The 16176-nt window shown below is 40.6% G+C and carries 12 protein-coding genes; 8 read left to right on the top strand and 4 right to left on the bottom strand.

The annotated features are described in order from the left end of the window. The first annotated feature begins 398 nt into the window (after positions 1-398). The 4 genes from tig to NQ782_RS08375 all read left to right on the top strand — a co-directional run bounded on the left by tig (position 399) and on the right by NQ782_RS08375 (position 4809). A complete protein-coding gene (tig, locus tag NQ782_RS08390) occupies positions 399-1733 on the top strand; it encodes a trigger factor (protein WP_001198432.1) in 1335 nt (444 codons plus the stop codon). A 191-nt stretch (positions 1734-1924) separates the two neighbouring features. Next, entirely contained in the window at positions 1925-2530 is a 606-nt protein-coding gene (gene clpP, locus NQ782_RS08385; RefSeq protein WP_000289452.1) for an ATP-dependent Clp endopeptidase proteolytic subunit ClpP, read from the top strand. Positions 2531-2631: 101 nt separating this feature from the next. After that, a complete protein-coding gene (gene clpX, locus NQ782_RS08380; protein WP_001289250.1) occupies positions 2632-3945 on the top strand; it encodes an ATP-dependent Clp protease ATP-binding subunit ClpX in 1314 nt (437 codons plus the stop codon). Positions 3946-4092: 147 nt separating this feature from the next. Further along, positions 4093-4809 (top strand): DUF2846 domain-containing protein, encoded by a 717-nt coding sequence (locus NQ782_RS08375; RefSeq protein ID WP_057093470.1) that lies wholly within the window; start codon positions 4093-4095, stop codon positions 4807-4809. Positions 4810-4833: 24 nt separating this feature from the next. Here NQ782_RS08375 and NQ782_RS08370 read toward each other — a convergent pair whose 3' ends face one another. The 4 genes from NQ782_RS08370 to NQ782_RS08355 form a co-directional block, all read right to left on the bottom strand. Next, positions 4834-5388: a DUF2059 domain-containing protein gene (locus NQ782_RS08370; protein WP_000155519.1), complete on the bottom strand. Its 555-nt coding sequence runs from the start codon at positions 5386-5388 to the stop codon at positions 4834-4836. A 141-nt stretch (positions 5389-5529) separates the two neighbouring features. Then, the gene (locus tag NQ782_RS08365; protein WP_000207467.1) at positions 5530-7056 is read right to left on the bottom strand and encodes a fumarate hydratase; all 1527 of its coding nucleotides are present in this window, start codon (positions 7054-7056) and stop codon (positions 5530-5532) included. Positions 7057-7283: 227 nt separating this feature from the next. Then, positions 7284-9428 carry a phosphate acetyltransferase gene (gene pta, locus NQ782_RS08360; protein ID WP_001092293.1) on the bottom strand — a complete coding sequence of 715 codons (2145 nt, stop codon included), beginning with the start codon at positions 9426-9428 and terminating at the stop codon, positions 7284-7286. A 43-nt stretch (positions 9429-9471) separates the two neighbouring features. After that, positions 9472-10674 carry an acetate/propionate family kinase gene (locus tag NQ782_RS08355; protein ID WP_000236000.1) on the bottom strand — a complete coding sequence of 401 codons (1203 nt, stop codon included), beginning with the start codon at positions 10672-10674 and terminating at the stop codon, positions 9472-9474. Between the two features lie 762 nt (positions 10675-11436). Between NQ782_RS08355 and edd the strand changes: the two genes are divergently transcribed. From edd to NQ782_RS08335, 4 genes are all read left to right on the top strand, one after another. Then, on the top strand, positions 11437-13290 hold the full coding sequence (gene edd, locus NQ782_RS08350; RefSeq protein ID WP_057094196.1) for a phosphogluconate dehydratase: 1854 nt from the start codon (positions 11437-11439) through the stop codon (positions 13288-13290). Positions 13291-13310: 20 nt separating this feature from the next. Next, the gene (gene eda / locus NQ782_RS08345) at positions 13311-13931 is read left to right on the top strand and encodes a bifunctional 4-hydroxy-2-oxoglutarate aldolase/2-dehydro-3-deoxy-phosphogluconate aldolase (protein ID WP_000034283.1); all 621 of its coding nucleotides are present in this window, start codon (positions 13311-13313) and stop codon (positions 13929-13931) included. 195 nt (positions 13932-14126) lie between these two features. After that, complete coding sequence (locus tag NQ782_RS08340) at positions 14127-15485, top strand: gluconate:H+ symporter (protein WP_000450961.1); 1359 nt, start codon at positions 14127-14129, stop codon at positions 15483-15485. Positions 15486-15502: 17 nt separating this feature from the next. After that, on the top strand, positions 15503-16015 hold the full coding sequence (locus NQ782_RS08335; RefSeq protein WP_057094193.1) for a gluconokinase: 513 nt from the start codon (positions 15503-15505) through the stop codon (positions 16013-16015). Positions 16016-16176: the final 161 nt, after the last annotated feature.

Below are 16176 nucleotides of genomic sequence, written 5' to 3'. Positions count from 1 at the left end.
ATATAAACGTTATGCGAATAATAATAATTCTTATTTATATGTACAGTTTGTGTTAATTGGATTTGCCGATAGAATTGTGAAGGAAATGTGAAAGTTTTAATCACTTTTAGTTGCAAAATGGTCCTAATTATTTGATTAAACTTAACTGTTTGGAAAATCGATAACTTTATTAAAATTAATTGTAATTTTAGATTTGTAAAGAATAGTTAAAAAATTACTTTTGCTTAACGTTGCATTAAAAAAAATTAAAAAATCATAAAATTACTGTGAAATTTCCTAAAAATACGTCCTTCAATTTTATGATCTGATCGGTTAATTTTGTATATCTTGAAAGTTGTCATATAATACAGCACTTTTTTAAAAACTGTTCCTACTAACTAATTTTTATCGAGGAAGCCATGCAAGTAACGACTGAAGCGGTTTCGGGCGTTGCCCGTCGTTTAAATGTTTCTGTACCGACGAGCCGTATTAACGAGCAATTTGAAGCTCGTTTGAAGCGCACTGCCAAAACTGTGAAGATCAACGGCTTCCGTCCGGGCAAAGTACCTGCAAACGTTGTTCGCCGCGAATACGGTGCAAGTATTTATCAAGAAGTTGTGAATGACATCATTCGTGACAGCGTATTTGAAGCAATTCAACAAGAAAAAATCAATGCGGTAGGTATGCCGAACATTGAGAAAGTTGAACACAAAGAAGATGCTTTAGTTTTTGAAGCAACTGTAGAAGTTTATCCTGAAGTTGAAGTAAAAGCATTTGACGGTTTGGAAGTTGAACGTAAAACAGCTGAAATTAAAGACGCTGACGTTGACACCATGATCGAAAACTTGCAAAAGCAACGTCAAACTTGGGCTGTAACCAAGGGTATGGCGAAAAAAGACATGCAAGTGACTTTTGACTTCGAAGGTTCTATCGACGGTGAGAAGTTCGAAGGCGGTTCTGCTGAAGACTTTAAACTTGTGTTAGGTTCAGGCCGTATGATTCCTGGCTTCGAAGACGGCATCATTGGCATGAAAGCTGGTGAAGAGAAAGTTATTGATGTAACTTTCCCTGAAGATTACCAAGCTGAAAACTTAGCGGGTAAAGCAGCTCAGTTCAAAATCACTGTGAAGCAAGTTGAAAAGCCTAAACTTCCAGAGATTGATGCTGAATTCTTAAAAATCTTCGGTGTTTCTGAAGAAGAAGGCATTGAAAAATTAAAAGCTGACGTTCGTAAAAACATGGAACGTGAAGTTCGCAATGGTTTACGTAACCAAGTTAAACAAGCTGCATTTGATGCTCTTGTTGCTGCTAACGAAATTGAAGTTCCAGCTGCAATGGTTGCTCAAGAAATTGACCGTCAACGTCAACAAATGGTTCAACAGTTCACTCAACAATTTGGTGGTGCAGGCGCGCAATCTTTTGACAAGAGCATGCTTCCTGACGAATTGTTCAAAGAACAAGCAGAACGTTCTGTTAAGCTTGGCGTATTGGTAAGCAAAGTATTAGCTGATGCTAAACTTGAAGTTGACCAAGCACGTGTTGATGCTTACATCGACGACATGGCTTCTTCTTATGAAGATCCAACTGAAGTGATTGAATACTTCAAAAATGATGCTCAACAACGCGCTCAAATTGAAGCTGTTGTGTTAGAAGATCAAGTTGTTGATCACATCTTAGCTTCTGCTAAAGTGACTGACAAAGCAGTATCTTACGAAGATTTATTGAAAGAACAACAAGCTCGCCGTATGGGCTAATCTTTTGAGAAGTCAGGAAAAGGCGCTTTAGGCGCCTTTTTCATTTTTAGGTATATGGTTAATTTGAGTACGTCTTAAGTACTTAGGTATAAATAATATAATATTTCAGTGCGAACCTTTTGCAATTTGAGAAATTATCCCGCATATTGTTGCCATAGGTTAAGTCACAAAAATTTAGGAATAAATAACGTATGTATGTTCCAACAATTGAAAATGCTTTAGTTCCTGTTGTGGTTGAACAATCTTCTCGCGGCGAACGTTCTTTTGATATTTATTCACGACTTTTACGTGAGCGCGTCATTTTTCTAACTGGTGAAGTTGAAGACAACATGGCAAATTTGATTGTTGCCCAAATGTTGTTCTTGGAAGCTGAAAACCCAGATAAAGATATCCATCTTTATATTAACTCGCCAGGTGGTTCGGTCACTGCTGGTATGGCGATTTATGACACGATGCAATTTATTAAACCTGATGTAGTGACATACTGTATGGGGCAGGCTGCATCTATGGGCGCATTCTTATTAAATGCTGGTGCTAAAGGTAAACGCTATTGCCTTGAAAATGCACGTGTAATGATTCACCAACCATTAGGTGGATTCCGTGGTCAAGCATCAGATATTGAAATTCATGCTCGTGAAATTCTATTTATTAAAGAGCGCTTGAACCGTTTGATGGCAGAACACAGTGGTCAAGACTATGACACGATTGCTCGTGATACCGATCGTGATAACTTTATGACTGCACAAGCAGCAAAAGAATATGGCTTGGTCGATCAGGTATTAAGTAAGCGTCCATAAGGGAAAATATTAAGTGGCTTGAGTTGTTGGAAAACGCCTCCATATAGTCATTTAACCCTATCGCTTGCCCTCATATTTAAGATTCTATTTGTGGAGAGAATATGTCCGAACATCCTCAAGGACAAAAACATTGTTCATTTTGCGGTAAAACGCAGTCTGAAGTCGGGAAACTGATTGCGGGCGAGGACGCATATATTTGTAATGAGTGTGTAGATGTCTGCTTAGACCTTGTACAAACCAGCCAACAGGTTGAAGCAGGTGACTGGGCGAGCAAGGCATTGCCAAAACCACATGAAATACGTGCTGCGCTTGATCAATATGTAATTGGTCAGGATCTTGCCAAAAAGACATTATCTGTTGCCGTTTATAACCATTATAAGCGTTTGAAAGTTGGGCAATCTGGCCATGTGTCTAAAGATGTGGAAATTGCTAAAAGTAACATTCTACTGATTGGGCCTACCGGTTCAGGTAAAACATTACTTGCTCAAACATTGGCTCGTTTGTTAGATGTGCCGTTTGCAATGGCAGATGCGACTACTTTGACTGAAGCGGGTTATGTTGGCGAAGACGTTGAAAATATCGTACAAAAGCTTTTGCAAAAAGCAGATTACGATGTAGAAAAAGCTCAAAAGGGCATTATCTACATTGATGAAATCGACAAGATTACACGTAAATCTGAAAATCCGTCGATTACTCGTGATGTGTCTGGTGAAGGTGTACAACAAGCTTTGCTTAAGATGATTGAAGGTACTGTAGCCTCAATTCCACCACAAGGTGGACGTAAGCATCCGCAGCAAGAGTTCATTCAAATTGATACCTCAAATATCCTATTTATTTGTGGTGGTGCATTTGCTGGACTGGAAAAAATTGTACAACAGCGTCAAGAGAAAGGTGGAATTGGCTTTACGGCTGATGTTAAAAACAAAGATGAAACCAAAAAACTTGCTGAATTATTCCGTCAAGTTGAGCCAACTGATTTAGTTAAATTTGGTTTAATTCCAGAATTCATTGGCCGTTTACCAGTGATTGCAACGCTTGAAGAGCTTGATGAAGAAGCGTTAATGCAAATTCTAACTGAACCGAAAAATGCATTAACTCGTCAGTATCAATACCTGTTCAATATGGAAAATGTTGACCTCGTATTTGAAGATTCAGCTTTACGTGCAGTGGCTAAGCGAGCGCTTGAGCGTAATACCGGAGCTCGTGGCCTACGTTCGATTTTGGAAAATGTTCTACTTGAAACGATGTATGACTTGCCAAGCCGTACAGATGTAGGAACAGTTTTCATTAATGAAGCAGTCATTAATGGTGAAGCTGAACCTGTTTATAAGTCTGAACGTCAGCCTAAAGAAGCAGTAACACATGAAAGTGTTGCTAAGGCAGATTTAAAAGTAATTGATTCGAAGTCTGCTTAGATTTCATTCATCTAAAAAGCATGAATTGCCTCGGTGATTCATGCTTTTTTTGTTTTCAATTCATGTAGGTGGTGTTAATCTAAAAAAACAAAATACGCATAGTTTTGCGATATAGAAAAATCAGAAGAAAACGCTTTGAGGGATGTCATGCGTTATTTAATTATTGCTTTAAGTTGTGCCGCATTACTTGCAGGTTGCCAAAGTTCATCACATTTAGAAAAGAATTCAGGTGAGCTGACTGCCACTTTACCTAAAGTTGATGTTGATAAAGAACCCGGTTTATTGGATCAATATCGTTTAGGCGGCTTCACTGTAGGGGGATGGGTAAATCAAAAGTTAGGTCAGACATTTGCGCCAGTTAAACCCCAAAATGAGCAGGCAGCAGTTGTCTATCTTTACCGTCCAGACACGAAATGGAATCGTCAGGAAATTGCAGCTATCAATTTATTTGTAAATGGCAAACGAATTCCAAGTTTATTGCATAACCATTATTACTGGATTGAACTGCCAGCAGGAACTTACCGTATTTCAGCGAGCCGCCCTTTGTTGGGGATTCATTTTCAAGAACCTAAATATATCGATATTACGGTAGATGCAGGCGCATCTTATTATTTGAAGTATGATGAAGAAAATAAAATGGACCGTAGTGAGCGCACGGGTCCATTTATGTTAATGCAAGATAATATTGGTCGTAGAGAAATTGCATTTACCGAGCTTAAATCTTCTAGCTATAATTTTGTTGCTGAAGATACTTCAGGAAAAATACGTCATAAACCCCAAGAATTAAAACCTGCTAAATATAATGAAAAGTCAGATGTACATCTGATAAAACCATTTAAATTGTGGAACCCTTTAACTTGGTAACAATTTGAGGTCGATAAAGAAAAGTTAAGACTTTTCTTTATCTTTCATTAATGGTGCAATAATTTTTAGCATTTCTTCTTGCATATGATCTCGTGCTTTAGGGTCATTAAAAGTTTGCTGTCCCAATTCCATCATATATTCTGAAATTTGTCCCATAATCTGTACGTTTTTACGGGTAATTGATTGGCCTTCTGGGGTTTTTAAAAACTTTAAATTTGCTTGGATTTCTTCTTCGGTATACGTTTTTAAATAAATATCTTGTAAGGCTTGAGTCGTTTTAGGGCTACTAATCAGCTGGTTACTCGAATCTTTTAAAAGTAAGCCTAACTTTTTCGCTGCCTCTTTTTCTTTCGGGCCTAAAGTTTTGATGCCCGTAATATTGCTAATGATCTGTTCAGCTTGTTGATCATAGTAAGGCGTTAACTCATTGATTGATTCTTTCAATAGATAATCAATTTGGCTCATTTGCATGAGTTCTTTTACTGAACTTAACTTGGCAGGAGAAGCAAATAAGCTCGTGGTAATACAGCTTAGACAGAGACTGATTGAAAGATTTTTAAGAATAGGGCGAATAGTCATGAAATGACCTATATGCAGTGTAGGGCGGGTGGGTATATTCATTAATAGCACAGATTGGCGAACCAATTGTTACAATTCTTTTCAATTTCAAAAAAATATTAAAAGGCATAAAAAAAGCACCGAATCCGGTGCTTTTCTTGATTAGCCAGCTGCGGCATCGATTACTGGAATTTTACCAATTTTCGCTTGCCAGATTTTTGGAGCTACTGCGTGAATTGAAGTACCGTTTACATCAACTGCAACAGATACAGGCATATCTTCCACTACAAATTTGTAGATTGCTTCCATACCCAAGTCTGCAAATGCAACCACTTCAGCTTCGCGAACAGCTTTAGATACGAGGTAAGCTGCACCGCCCACTGCCATGAGGTAAGTTGCTTTGTTGTCCTTGATTGCTTCAATTGCTGTAGGACCACGATCAGCTTTACCAATCATACCGAATAGACCAGTATGCTCGAGTACTTTACGTGTGAATTTGTCCATACGTGTAGCCGTTGTAGGACCAGCAGGACCAACCACTTCATCACGTACCGGATCAACAGGACCAACGTAGTAAATAAACTTACCTTTAAGATCAACCGGTAACTCTTCACCGTTATCGATCATTTCAACCATACGTTTATGTGCAGCATCACGACCTGTGTACATTGTACCGCTAAGAAGTAATGTGTCACCCGGTTTCCAAGAGTCCATTTCTTCTTGAGTAATGGTATCAAGGTTTACACGTTTAGATTGTGAAGCATCCCAAGTTACAGATGGGTAGTCTTCAAGTTTTGGTGCTTGAATGTGAGCTACACCTGAACCATCAAGCTGGAAGTGAGCGTGACGAGTCGCAGCACAGTTAGGAATCATACCTACTGGTTTGCCAGCAGCGTGACATGGGTAGTCTTTGATTTTAATGTCAAGAACAGTCGTTAAACCGCCAAGACCTTGTGCACCAATACCAAGAGCGTTTACTTTTTCAAAGATTTCGATACGAAGTTCTTCGATTTTGTTCTCTGGTCCACGGCGAAGTAATTCGTCCATGTTGATTTCTTCCATGAGTGCTTCTTTCGCAAGCATCATGGCTTTTTCAGCAGTACCACCAATACCGATACCGAGCATACCAGGAGGACACCAACCTGCACCCATAGTTGGAACAGTTTTAAGAACCCAGTCAACAATCGAGTCAGATGGGTTAAGCATCGCAAGTTTAGATTTGTTTTCTGAACCGCCACCTTTAGCAGCAACTGTAATATCTACTTTGTTACCTGGTACGAGTTTGTAGTGAATAACGGCAGGGGTGTTGTCTTTTGTATTTTTACGACCAAATGCAGGGTCAGCAAGAACAGATGCGCGAAGAACGTTGCTGTTTTCAAGGTAACCTTGGCGAACACCTTCATTTACTGCATCGTCTAAGCTCATTGTTAAATCAAATTTAACATCTAAGCCCACTTCAAGGAAAACGTTAACAATACCAGTATCTTGGCAAATTGGACGATGACCTTCCGCACACATGCGAGAGTTAATTAAAATCTGTGCAATTGCATCCTTTGCAGCTTTGTTTTCTTCGCGATCATAAGCACGGCTCATCGCTTGGATAAAGTCTTGCGGGTGATAGTACGAAATAAACTGTAGGGCGTCCTTGATTGATGTAATCAAGTCATCTTGTTTGATAATCGTTGTCATACCAAAAAATCTCTTGAGCGGGCTGTTAGCTAGCGGGCTAAATTATATGACAAAAAGACAATCTTGTGGGGGATTGGTTGATCTTTTGACCGAAAGTCGAATAACACAAAGGCTAAGTTATTTAAAATTAAGAACAACCTAGAATCAGGCTTATTTCTTAAAAAATAAAAAAAGCCATTTGAGCGGATATCAAATGGCGAGAGGTAGAAAAGATTAAATGATATTAATTATTTGGCAGCAGCTTGCTGCTCGGCCTGAATGGCTGTTAATGCGATAGTAAAGACGATGTCATCTACTAAAGCACCACGAGACAAGTCATTGACTGGCTTATTTAGGCCTTGCAGCATTGGGCCAACGCTAACTACATTTGCTGCACGTTGTACTGCTTTGTAAGTCGTGTTACCCGTATTTAAGTCGGGGAAAATAAATACATTGGCACGGCCAGCAACGCGTGAGTCTGGCGCCTTTTGGCGTCCTACACTTTCAACTGAAGCCGCATCGTATTGTAGTGGACCGTCAATCAGTAAATCAGGCCGGCGTTGCTGTGCAATTTGAGTTGCTTGTTGCACTTTTTCAACATCAGCACCCGTTCCAGATGTACCAGTTGAGTAGCTGATCATGGCAATACGTGGGTCAATTCCAAACGCTTTTGCAGAGTCAGCAGACTGAATCGCAATTTCGGCAAGCTGTTCGGCTGTAGGGTCTGGGTTAATTGCACAGTCACCGTAGACATAGACTTCATCTGGTAAAAGCATAAAGAAAATGGATGAAACCAGTGAGTATGCTGGTGCAGTTTTAATCAGCTGGAACGCTGGACGCACTGTATTGGCGGTTGTATGAACTGCCCCTGAAACTAATCCATCCACATGATCTAAAGCCAGCATCATGGTGCCGAGAACTACAGTATCTTGTAATTGCTCTTTAGCTTGTAAGTCGTTGAGTTTGCCTTTGCGGAGTTCGACCATTGGTGCAATATATTGGTCACGGATCTGATCTGGATCAATAATTTCTAACCCGGCTGGTAACTCGATACCACGTGCTTTTGCTACGTCATGTACAGCTTCTGGTTTTGCTAACAAAATACAATGCGCAATACCACGAGCCTGACATATAGCGGCAGCTTCAATAGTGCGTGGCTCATCACCTTCTGGAAGGACAATCCGTTTTTTAGCTGCAATCGATTTTTGTACCAGTTCATGACGGAATGCAGAAGGGGAAAGGCGTGGTGTAGCACCGTTATTACTATGCTGTTTAAGCCATTCGACATCTATGTGACTGGAAACAAATCGGGTCACTTGCTCGGCACGTTCAGTGTCATCGGTTGGAATTTCATTACCAAAATCGGATAGGCGCTGCGCAGTTTCTAGTGTATTTAAATGGGTGTGTAAAATTGGCAACCCTTGTTTGATAGCACTTTGGCAAAACTCTAAAAGCTTGGGAGCAGGAGCTTCACGCTCAGTCAACACCAAGCCTGCCAGTGGAATGCCATTACTGGTGGCGAGACTACTTGCCAGTAATACATCGGTACGTTCAGAAGCGCTAATAATCAGTTCGCCAGCAATGAATTTATTCAGTTCATATTCAATGCTTGAAGCAATTAAACTTGAGTGCAAAATACGACGTGTTTTTGCTTCGCCTTGATTTACCCATTGGCCATCAATCACGCTCGCGATGTCTAATGTTCTAGGTACACTTAAGGTATTACTAAACGGAACTAGACCAATAATTGGTAAATCGCTTGATCCAAAGTAGCGGTTATATTTTTGCAATTCTGCCGTAAATTTTGCGATGTCTTCGGTTGGACGTAACGACGGGTCAAATGCGACAGGTATTTGAGCTGTTTCTTCAGACAACCCGCGTGTACGCATAAAGAGTACGCCCGCTGTTCGGTTAGAGGTTGCACCGCCAAACTGCCGTAAGTGAGCTTCAACTTTCTCTGCTGTTTTACGTGGGTTTTGAATATCTGCTGTACTGACTAAAACCACTTCAGCATCAAGCGCTTGTGCAAGGCTTGCATTAAGTTCACTGGCAAAATGGTCTTGCCCATTGGGTAATAAGCCTTCAACAATAATCACATTATTATCTGCTGCGATACTGCGATGAAGACTTACTGCTTCTTCAAGTAACTCATCGACTTCACCAGCCGCAATGCGTTGGGTTAGCTTTTCATGAGAAATGGATTGAACAGTTTTGCTTTGAAATAAATGACCAAATAAAGAGGTAGTTCGGTCTAAATTTTCTTGATCTACCTGAGAGAACGGTTTTAAAAAGCCTGCTTTAATCCCATTACAATCAAGTGCATAAATCATACCTAAGCAGGCAGAGGTTAAACCAACCCCTTCACCTGTAGGAATTAATAAAATTGTATTCATATAAACCTATAAATAAATGAATAGCGTTTTTTGACTACTGTAATTAAGCAAGGCTAACTTCAGGAGATGTATTTTGTGAAACCTCTACAACCTGACGAGTTTCTTTGGCAATACGGCCTTCTTCATCGGTTGGAATCACCCAGATTTGTGGACCTGTGCCGCTATCAATACGGCCTTCTGTACCACGTTTTAAATTGTTGTTTTGGTCTTTATCGAGCTGTAAACCGAAATGAGGTAAATAAGCTAGAGTTTTTTCACGTATATAAGCTGAGTTCTCACCAATACCGCCTGTAAAGATCAAGCCATCAATACTTGGTAAACCACAACTTAGGGCAGCAAGTGATTTTGCAAGGCGATAGCTAAATACTTCAATCGCAAGGCAAGCATCTTCATTGCCATTTTCAGCAGCTTCAATCACTGTACGCATATCGTTAGAGAGTTGTGATAAGCCAAGTAATCCACTTTCGTTATTTAAAACTTTATCGATTTTTGCTAAGTCCCAGCCAAGATTTTTAGCAAGGAAGCTGTGTAAGCTTGGATCGACATCACCACTACGTGTTCCCATTACAACACCTTCAAGTGGAGTAAGGCCCATAGAAGTATCAACACTTTGTCCATTCCACACTGCACAAGTCGAGCTACCATTGCCCAAGTGTGCTGTTAACCAACCGCCTTTTTGGAATTTTCCTGCCAGTTCACTGCCGCGGTCAGACACATAAGCATGGCTTGTACCGTGGAAACCATAGCGACGAACATTATGTTCTGTATATAAAAACTTAGGGATTGCATAACGGTATGCATGCGCAGGCATAGTTTGATGAAATGCGGTGTCAAATACGGCAACTTGAGGTAATTCAGGGAAGAGACGCATCGTTGCTTCAATCCCGATTAAGTGAGCAGGATTATGAAGCGGTGCAAGCGGAGTGGCTGCACGAATACGTTCTACAATTTCAGGGGTGAGTAGTTCAGCTTTGGTAAGGCTTCCACCATGTACGACACGGTGACCGATTGCTTGAGGTTTATAGTTTGCAAGACGTGCAAGTAAAGTTTCTAAAGCTTTGGCGTGGTCAGCATAAGGAATTGAAAGCTCTAGCGGTTCTCCACCGACGGTAATCCCTTTAATACGAGCATCAGCTGCCCCTAAGTTTTCTGCTAAACCGTAAATACGATCTTCACGACGCTCTGAAACCAGTGCGTATTTAATAGATGAAGAACCGCAATTAATAACTAATACTGATGTAGCCACGTTGAAATACCCAAGTCCTGATATAAAAATAGTTTTCCTAACTTCCTGATCAAAAGGCATTAATTGTGTGATGCATTAAGAGCAGGTTGTGATGTTTTAACATGTGTTGTTTTTCTGTCCAAGATAGACTTTAGCCCATTAGACTTAAGCACTATCGACCATTAAATTTTTTATAACTAATATTCGCTCAGTATAAAGCTTAAGCACTGTATTTATTGTTTTTTTGTAGAAGAATTAAACAGTTTTTTGTATATATTTATGAAAGGTAGATTTCTATTTAATGTATTTTTCAAATATTTGGTATAAATTTTTTAAGAAAAAAGAAGTGCTGTTATTTTAATCAAACTAGAGGGGAGTATTACAAATAATATACGTAAATGAAATTAAATTTTAATCGTTTATATATAGGTTAAAATGAATAAATCATAAACATTTTTAATATAAAACTTAGTATAAAAAAGTCGGTATTAATACATTTATAAGAATATTTTATTGCTTTGATATTATGAGAATTTTCTCATAGTTAATAGAGGCAGATATACCAATAAATATAGTCAAAAATAAAACCAGCTTCTCGTTTAAAACTTAAACATAATTTGTATTTAATACCGATGCTCGAGTATTACCGTAAAGTTGACTAGGGCTTGCATGTCGCTTTTTGCCTTAATAATATTGTTCCTCCCCCTTATCAAATGATGATGAAATATATCATTTGGTCTATTTTTATGTTCCGGCTTATCCGGTTGTACAGGAGCGTCCAGCATGGACTTGCCGAATCCAGTATTGGCAAAAGTTACTGAACGTGTAATTGCGCGTAGCCAAAAAACTCGTTCTGCATATTTACAACGTATTGAACATGCCCAAGGCAAATTCCCAGCTCGTGGTGCACTCTCATGTGCCAACCTGGCTCATGGTTTTGCTGGCATGGAAGATAATGAAAAATTAATTATTAAAGTTGGCCGTGAACCAAATATTGGCATTGTGTCTTCATATAATGAAATGCTTTCAGCACATGCCCCATATAAAACATTCCCTGACATTATAAAAACAGCTGCACGTGAAAATGGTGGTGTTGCACAGTTTGCGGGCGGTGTACCGGCAATGTGTGATGGTATTACTCAAGGTAATGCCGGTATGGAATTATCACTATTTTCACGTGAAACCATTGCGATGGGGACTGCGATTGCACTTTCCCATAACATGTTCGATGCCGCATTGTGTCTCGGGGTATGCGATAAGATTGTTCCGGGCTTGCTGATTGGTGCTTTGCAGTTTGGTTATCTACCCACCATTTTTGTACCTGCGGGGCCAATGAGTAGCGGTTTGTCGAATGATGATAAAGCTAAAATCCGCCAGCAATTCGCGACAGGTCAAGTAGGACGCGATGCCCTACTTGAAGCTGAATCGGCTGCCTATCATGGTCAAGGAACATGTACATTCTATGGTACTGCGAACAGTAACCAAATGTTGATGGAAGTGATGGGCTTACATTTGCCAAGTGCGGCATTTGTTCATCCTCATACGCCATTACGTGATGCGCTCACTGCCGAAGCTGCTAAACGTGTACTTGACTTAACTGCCGAGCGAGGCAACTACACGCCGATTGGCTATGTTATTGATGAAAAAGCCATTATTAATGGTATTGTGGCTTTACTGGCTACAGGCGGTTCAACCAACCATACGTTGCATCTTATTGCGATTGCACGTGCGGCTGGCATCTTAATTGACTGGGATGACTTTGATGAGTTGTCTGCTGTTGTTCCATTGCTCGCAAAAATCTATCCAAATGGCAAGGCCGATGTAAACCATTTCCAAGCTGCGGGTGGGGTAGCATTCCTTATTCGTAACTTACTTGAGGCTGGTTTGTTACATAACGATGTGACGACCGTCGCTGGTAAAGGTTTACAGCATTACACCAAAGAACCGAAATTGATTGACGGTAAGCTTACTTGGGTTGACGGGGTAGTTCAAAGCCTTGATGACAAAGTACTCCGTAGCATTGATGCGCCGTTTCAGCCAGATGGCGGCTTGCGCTTAATGCAAGGTCGCCTTGGCCGTGGTGTTATCAAGATTTCTGCGGTTGCACCAGAGCACCGTAAAGTGAAAGCACCGGCAATTGTTTTTGACTCGCAAGAAGCGGTACAGGCAGCGTTTGATCGTGGTGAATTACACCGAGACTTTATTGCGGTTGTTCGTTTCCAAGGTGCGCGTGCTAATGGTATGCCTGAGTTGCACCGCTTGACTCCTGTGTTGGGTGTTTTACAAGATCAAGGCTTCCATGTTGCATTAGTAACCGATGGCCGTATGTCTGGTGCTTCAGGCAAAGTGCCGGCAGTCATTCATTTGTCTCCAGAAGCGTTATTGAACGGTCCGATTGGCAAAGTTCAAACCGGGGATATGTTAATTATTGATGCTGAAGCTGGTGTACTCGATATTGAGTTAGATGAGCAGACTTGGCAGTCACGTCCTGTTGCTCAACCAGAACATCAGGCAGAAAACGAAGTTGGTTTTGGCCGTGAATTATTTGGTGTGTTCCGTGCGGCAGCAGCGCCTGCTGAACATGGCGCATCTGTGTTTGGTGCACTTGTTGGCGAAGAGCCACAAGGGCAGATTTAAGACAAAGGAATTACAAAGTAATGAGCAAGATTGAAGATGTTGTCAAATTAGGTCCAGTAATTCCGGTGTTGGCTTTTGACTCTGCCGAACAAGGTGAACATGTCTCACGTGCGTTGCATGCTGGTGGTGTAAAGGTACTGGAAATTACTTTACGTACAGCTGCTGGGCTTGCTGCCATTGAACGTGCATCTCAGTTAGCAGATGACATTGTGGTGGGTGTGGGAACAATTACCAAGCCTGAGCATTGTGCACAAGCTAAAAAAGCTGGTGCTAAATTTGGGGTATCACCTGGTTTGACCAAAGACTTGCATTTGGCTGCACAAGATGCAGGTTTACCTCTTTTACCAGGCGTAATGACACCGAGTGATCTCATTCAAGCGATTGAGTTGGGCTACGACATTGTGAAGTTTTTCCCTGCTCAACAGGCAGGTGGGGTTGAGATGCTAAAAGCATTTTATGGTCCATTTCCAAACTTACGTTTCTGCCCAACAGGTGGAATTACAGCAGAGACAGCTCCAGATTTCTTAAAGCAACCTAATGTGGTGTGTGTAGGTGGGTCATGGTTAACGCCTAAACCTGTTGTCGCTGCACAAGATTGGGCTGAAATTACCCGTTTAGCCCAAATTGCAAGTCAGTTGTGAGTTTTACGAAAGTAATTGTGGTTTAAAAATCTAAAGTGTCTTTTAGGTGCTTTAGATTTTTTGTGATGCTGTGACTGGCGGTTGCCAGTCATACTAAATATAAAAAATGAGTGCTTCAACAATGAGTATATCTCTGGTTGAAGACCTTTATTTAGGCAGTGCCTAGATAACATTATTCCAAGGAGAAAGTGTCACATGGAGACGGTTCAGGGTGGCATGTTGCTTGTCTATACTTTAATTGCGATCGTTGCTTTGATTGTCATGATCGCGAAGTTTAGAATTTACCCCTTTTTAGTTCTTATTATTGTTTCTCTAGGTTTAGCTCTTGCAGTTGGCATGCCAATGGACGGGATTGTTAAATCATATGAAGCAGGTACCGGTAAAACACTAGGTCACCTTGCGATTGTGATTGCGTTAGGAACCATGCTTGGCAAGATGATGGCCGAGTCAGGCGGTGCAGAACGAATAGCAATTACTTTAATTAAATGGTTTGGTGAAAAACATATTCACTGGGCGATGATGTTCATTGCGTTAATTGTAGGGCTTCCGGTATTTTTTGAAGTTGGTTTTGTACTTCTTATTCCAATTGCATTCAATATTGCCAAACGTACAGGTAAATCATTATTAATTGTTGGTTTACCTATGGTTGCGGGTTTATCGGTCGTACATGGGTTGATTCCACCGCATCCAGCCGCCTTGCTTGCGGTACAGGCTTACCATGCCGACATCGGTAAAACCATTATGTACAGTTTATTGGTTGGCGTCCCGACGGCGGTTGTTGCAGGTCCATTATATGCATTATGGATCAACAAATATGTCAAATTGCCTGAAAATAATCCTTTAGCAAAGCAGTTTGTTGAAGCAGATGCTAACAATACACGTGAATTGCCGAGCTTTGGGATTACCTTATTTACGATCATGCTACCGGTTGCATTGATGCTAGTTGGTAGTTGGGCAGATGTTTTCTTTGCACCAAAAACATTCCCAAATGAGTTATTACGCTTTATTGGTACTTCTGATATTGCATTGCTTATTGCTGTTTTGGTCAGCTTTATTACTTTTGGCACCATGCAGGGTTTTAACCGTGAACAAATTGAAAAATTCTGTGGTGGATGCCTAGCTTCAATTGCGGGTATTTTGCTGATTGTTGGTGCTGGTGGCGGTTTCGGCGGTATTTTAAGAGACAGTGGAATTTCTAATGAAATCGTCTCTACTGCTTTAAAAGCAAACCTTTCACCATTGTTATTAGGATGGCTTGTTGCTGCTCTCATACGTCTGGCAACAGGTTCGGCTACTGTTGCGATGGCCACGGCTTGTAGCATTGTTGCACCTATTGCGGCAGCAGCAGGTGTAGTCGTTAGACCTGAACTTTTAGTATTAGCAACAGGTTCTGGATCATTAATTTTCTCGCATGTAAACGATGCTGGTTTCTGGCTAATCAAAGAATATTTTGGAATGACAGTTGGGCAGACACTGAAGACTTGGTCTGTACTGGAAACAATTATTTCGGTACTTGGTTTGTCTTTCACATTGTTGCTTAGTGCTGTTTTGTAATTAGAGGTAGGTAATCCATGATAGTGATAGCAATGGGTGTTTGTGGCACAGGGAAAACCCTTATTGGTGAGTTGTTATCAGAGCGTTTGGCTTGTGAGTTTCTTGATGGCGATACGCTTCATTCAGCTGCAAATAAAAGTAAGATGAGCCAAGGTATCCCTTTAACCGATGAAGACCGCTTGCCGTGGTTGCAAGCTATTCGTCAGGCAATTGAAGCAAAACAAAGAGATGGTGAAACGGCTGTGTTTACATGCTCATCTTTAAAGCGGATGTATCGCGATATTTTAAGAGGGCAGGACCAAAATGTTAAGTTTGTATATCTAAAAGGTTCTTATGAACTATTACAGCAAAGACTTGCAGAAAGATCTGGTCATTTTTTTGATCCGGCATTGTTACAAACCCAACTAGATACATTAGAGGAACCTGATGTGAATGAAGCAATTGCTATTGATATTGCTCTCACACCAGAACAGATCATTGAACAAGTTATCCAGAAGCTAGAGGTAACTGATAGTGTGTGTCGGGGGTAAATTCATCTAGAAAATATCGAAACTATCCATGCTTTAAGAATTCACCTTGTGGCCTACGGTTCAAGCAAGGTGAGTACTGATAATAATAGTGGTATTGATCCGAAGAAGAACTGATTACAGTGTACGGTTCGGGGATATATAAAGACATACAAATAATAAGG

The sequence above is a fragment of the Acinetobacter sp. BD54 genome (assembly GCF_044778325.1).
GTDB lineage: Bacteria > Pseudomonadota > Gammaproteobacteria > Pseudomonadales > Moraxellaceae > Acinetobacter > Acinetobacter baumannii.
The sequence above is the reverse complement of the archived record's forward strand: the minus strand, read 5'-3'. Positions and strand labels throughout refer to the sequence as shown.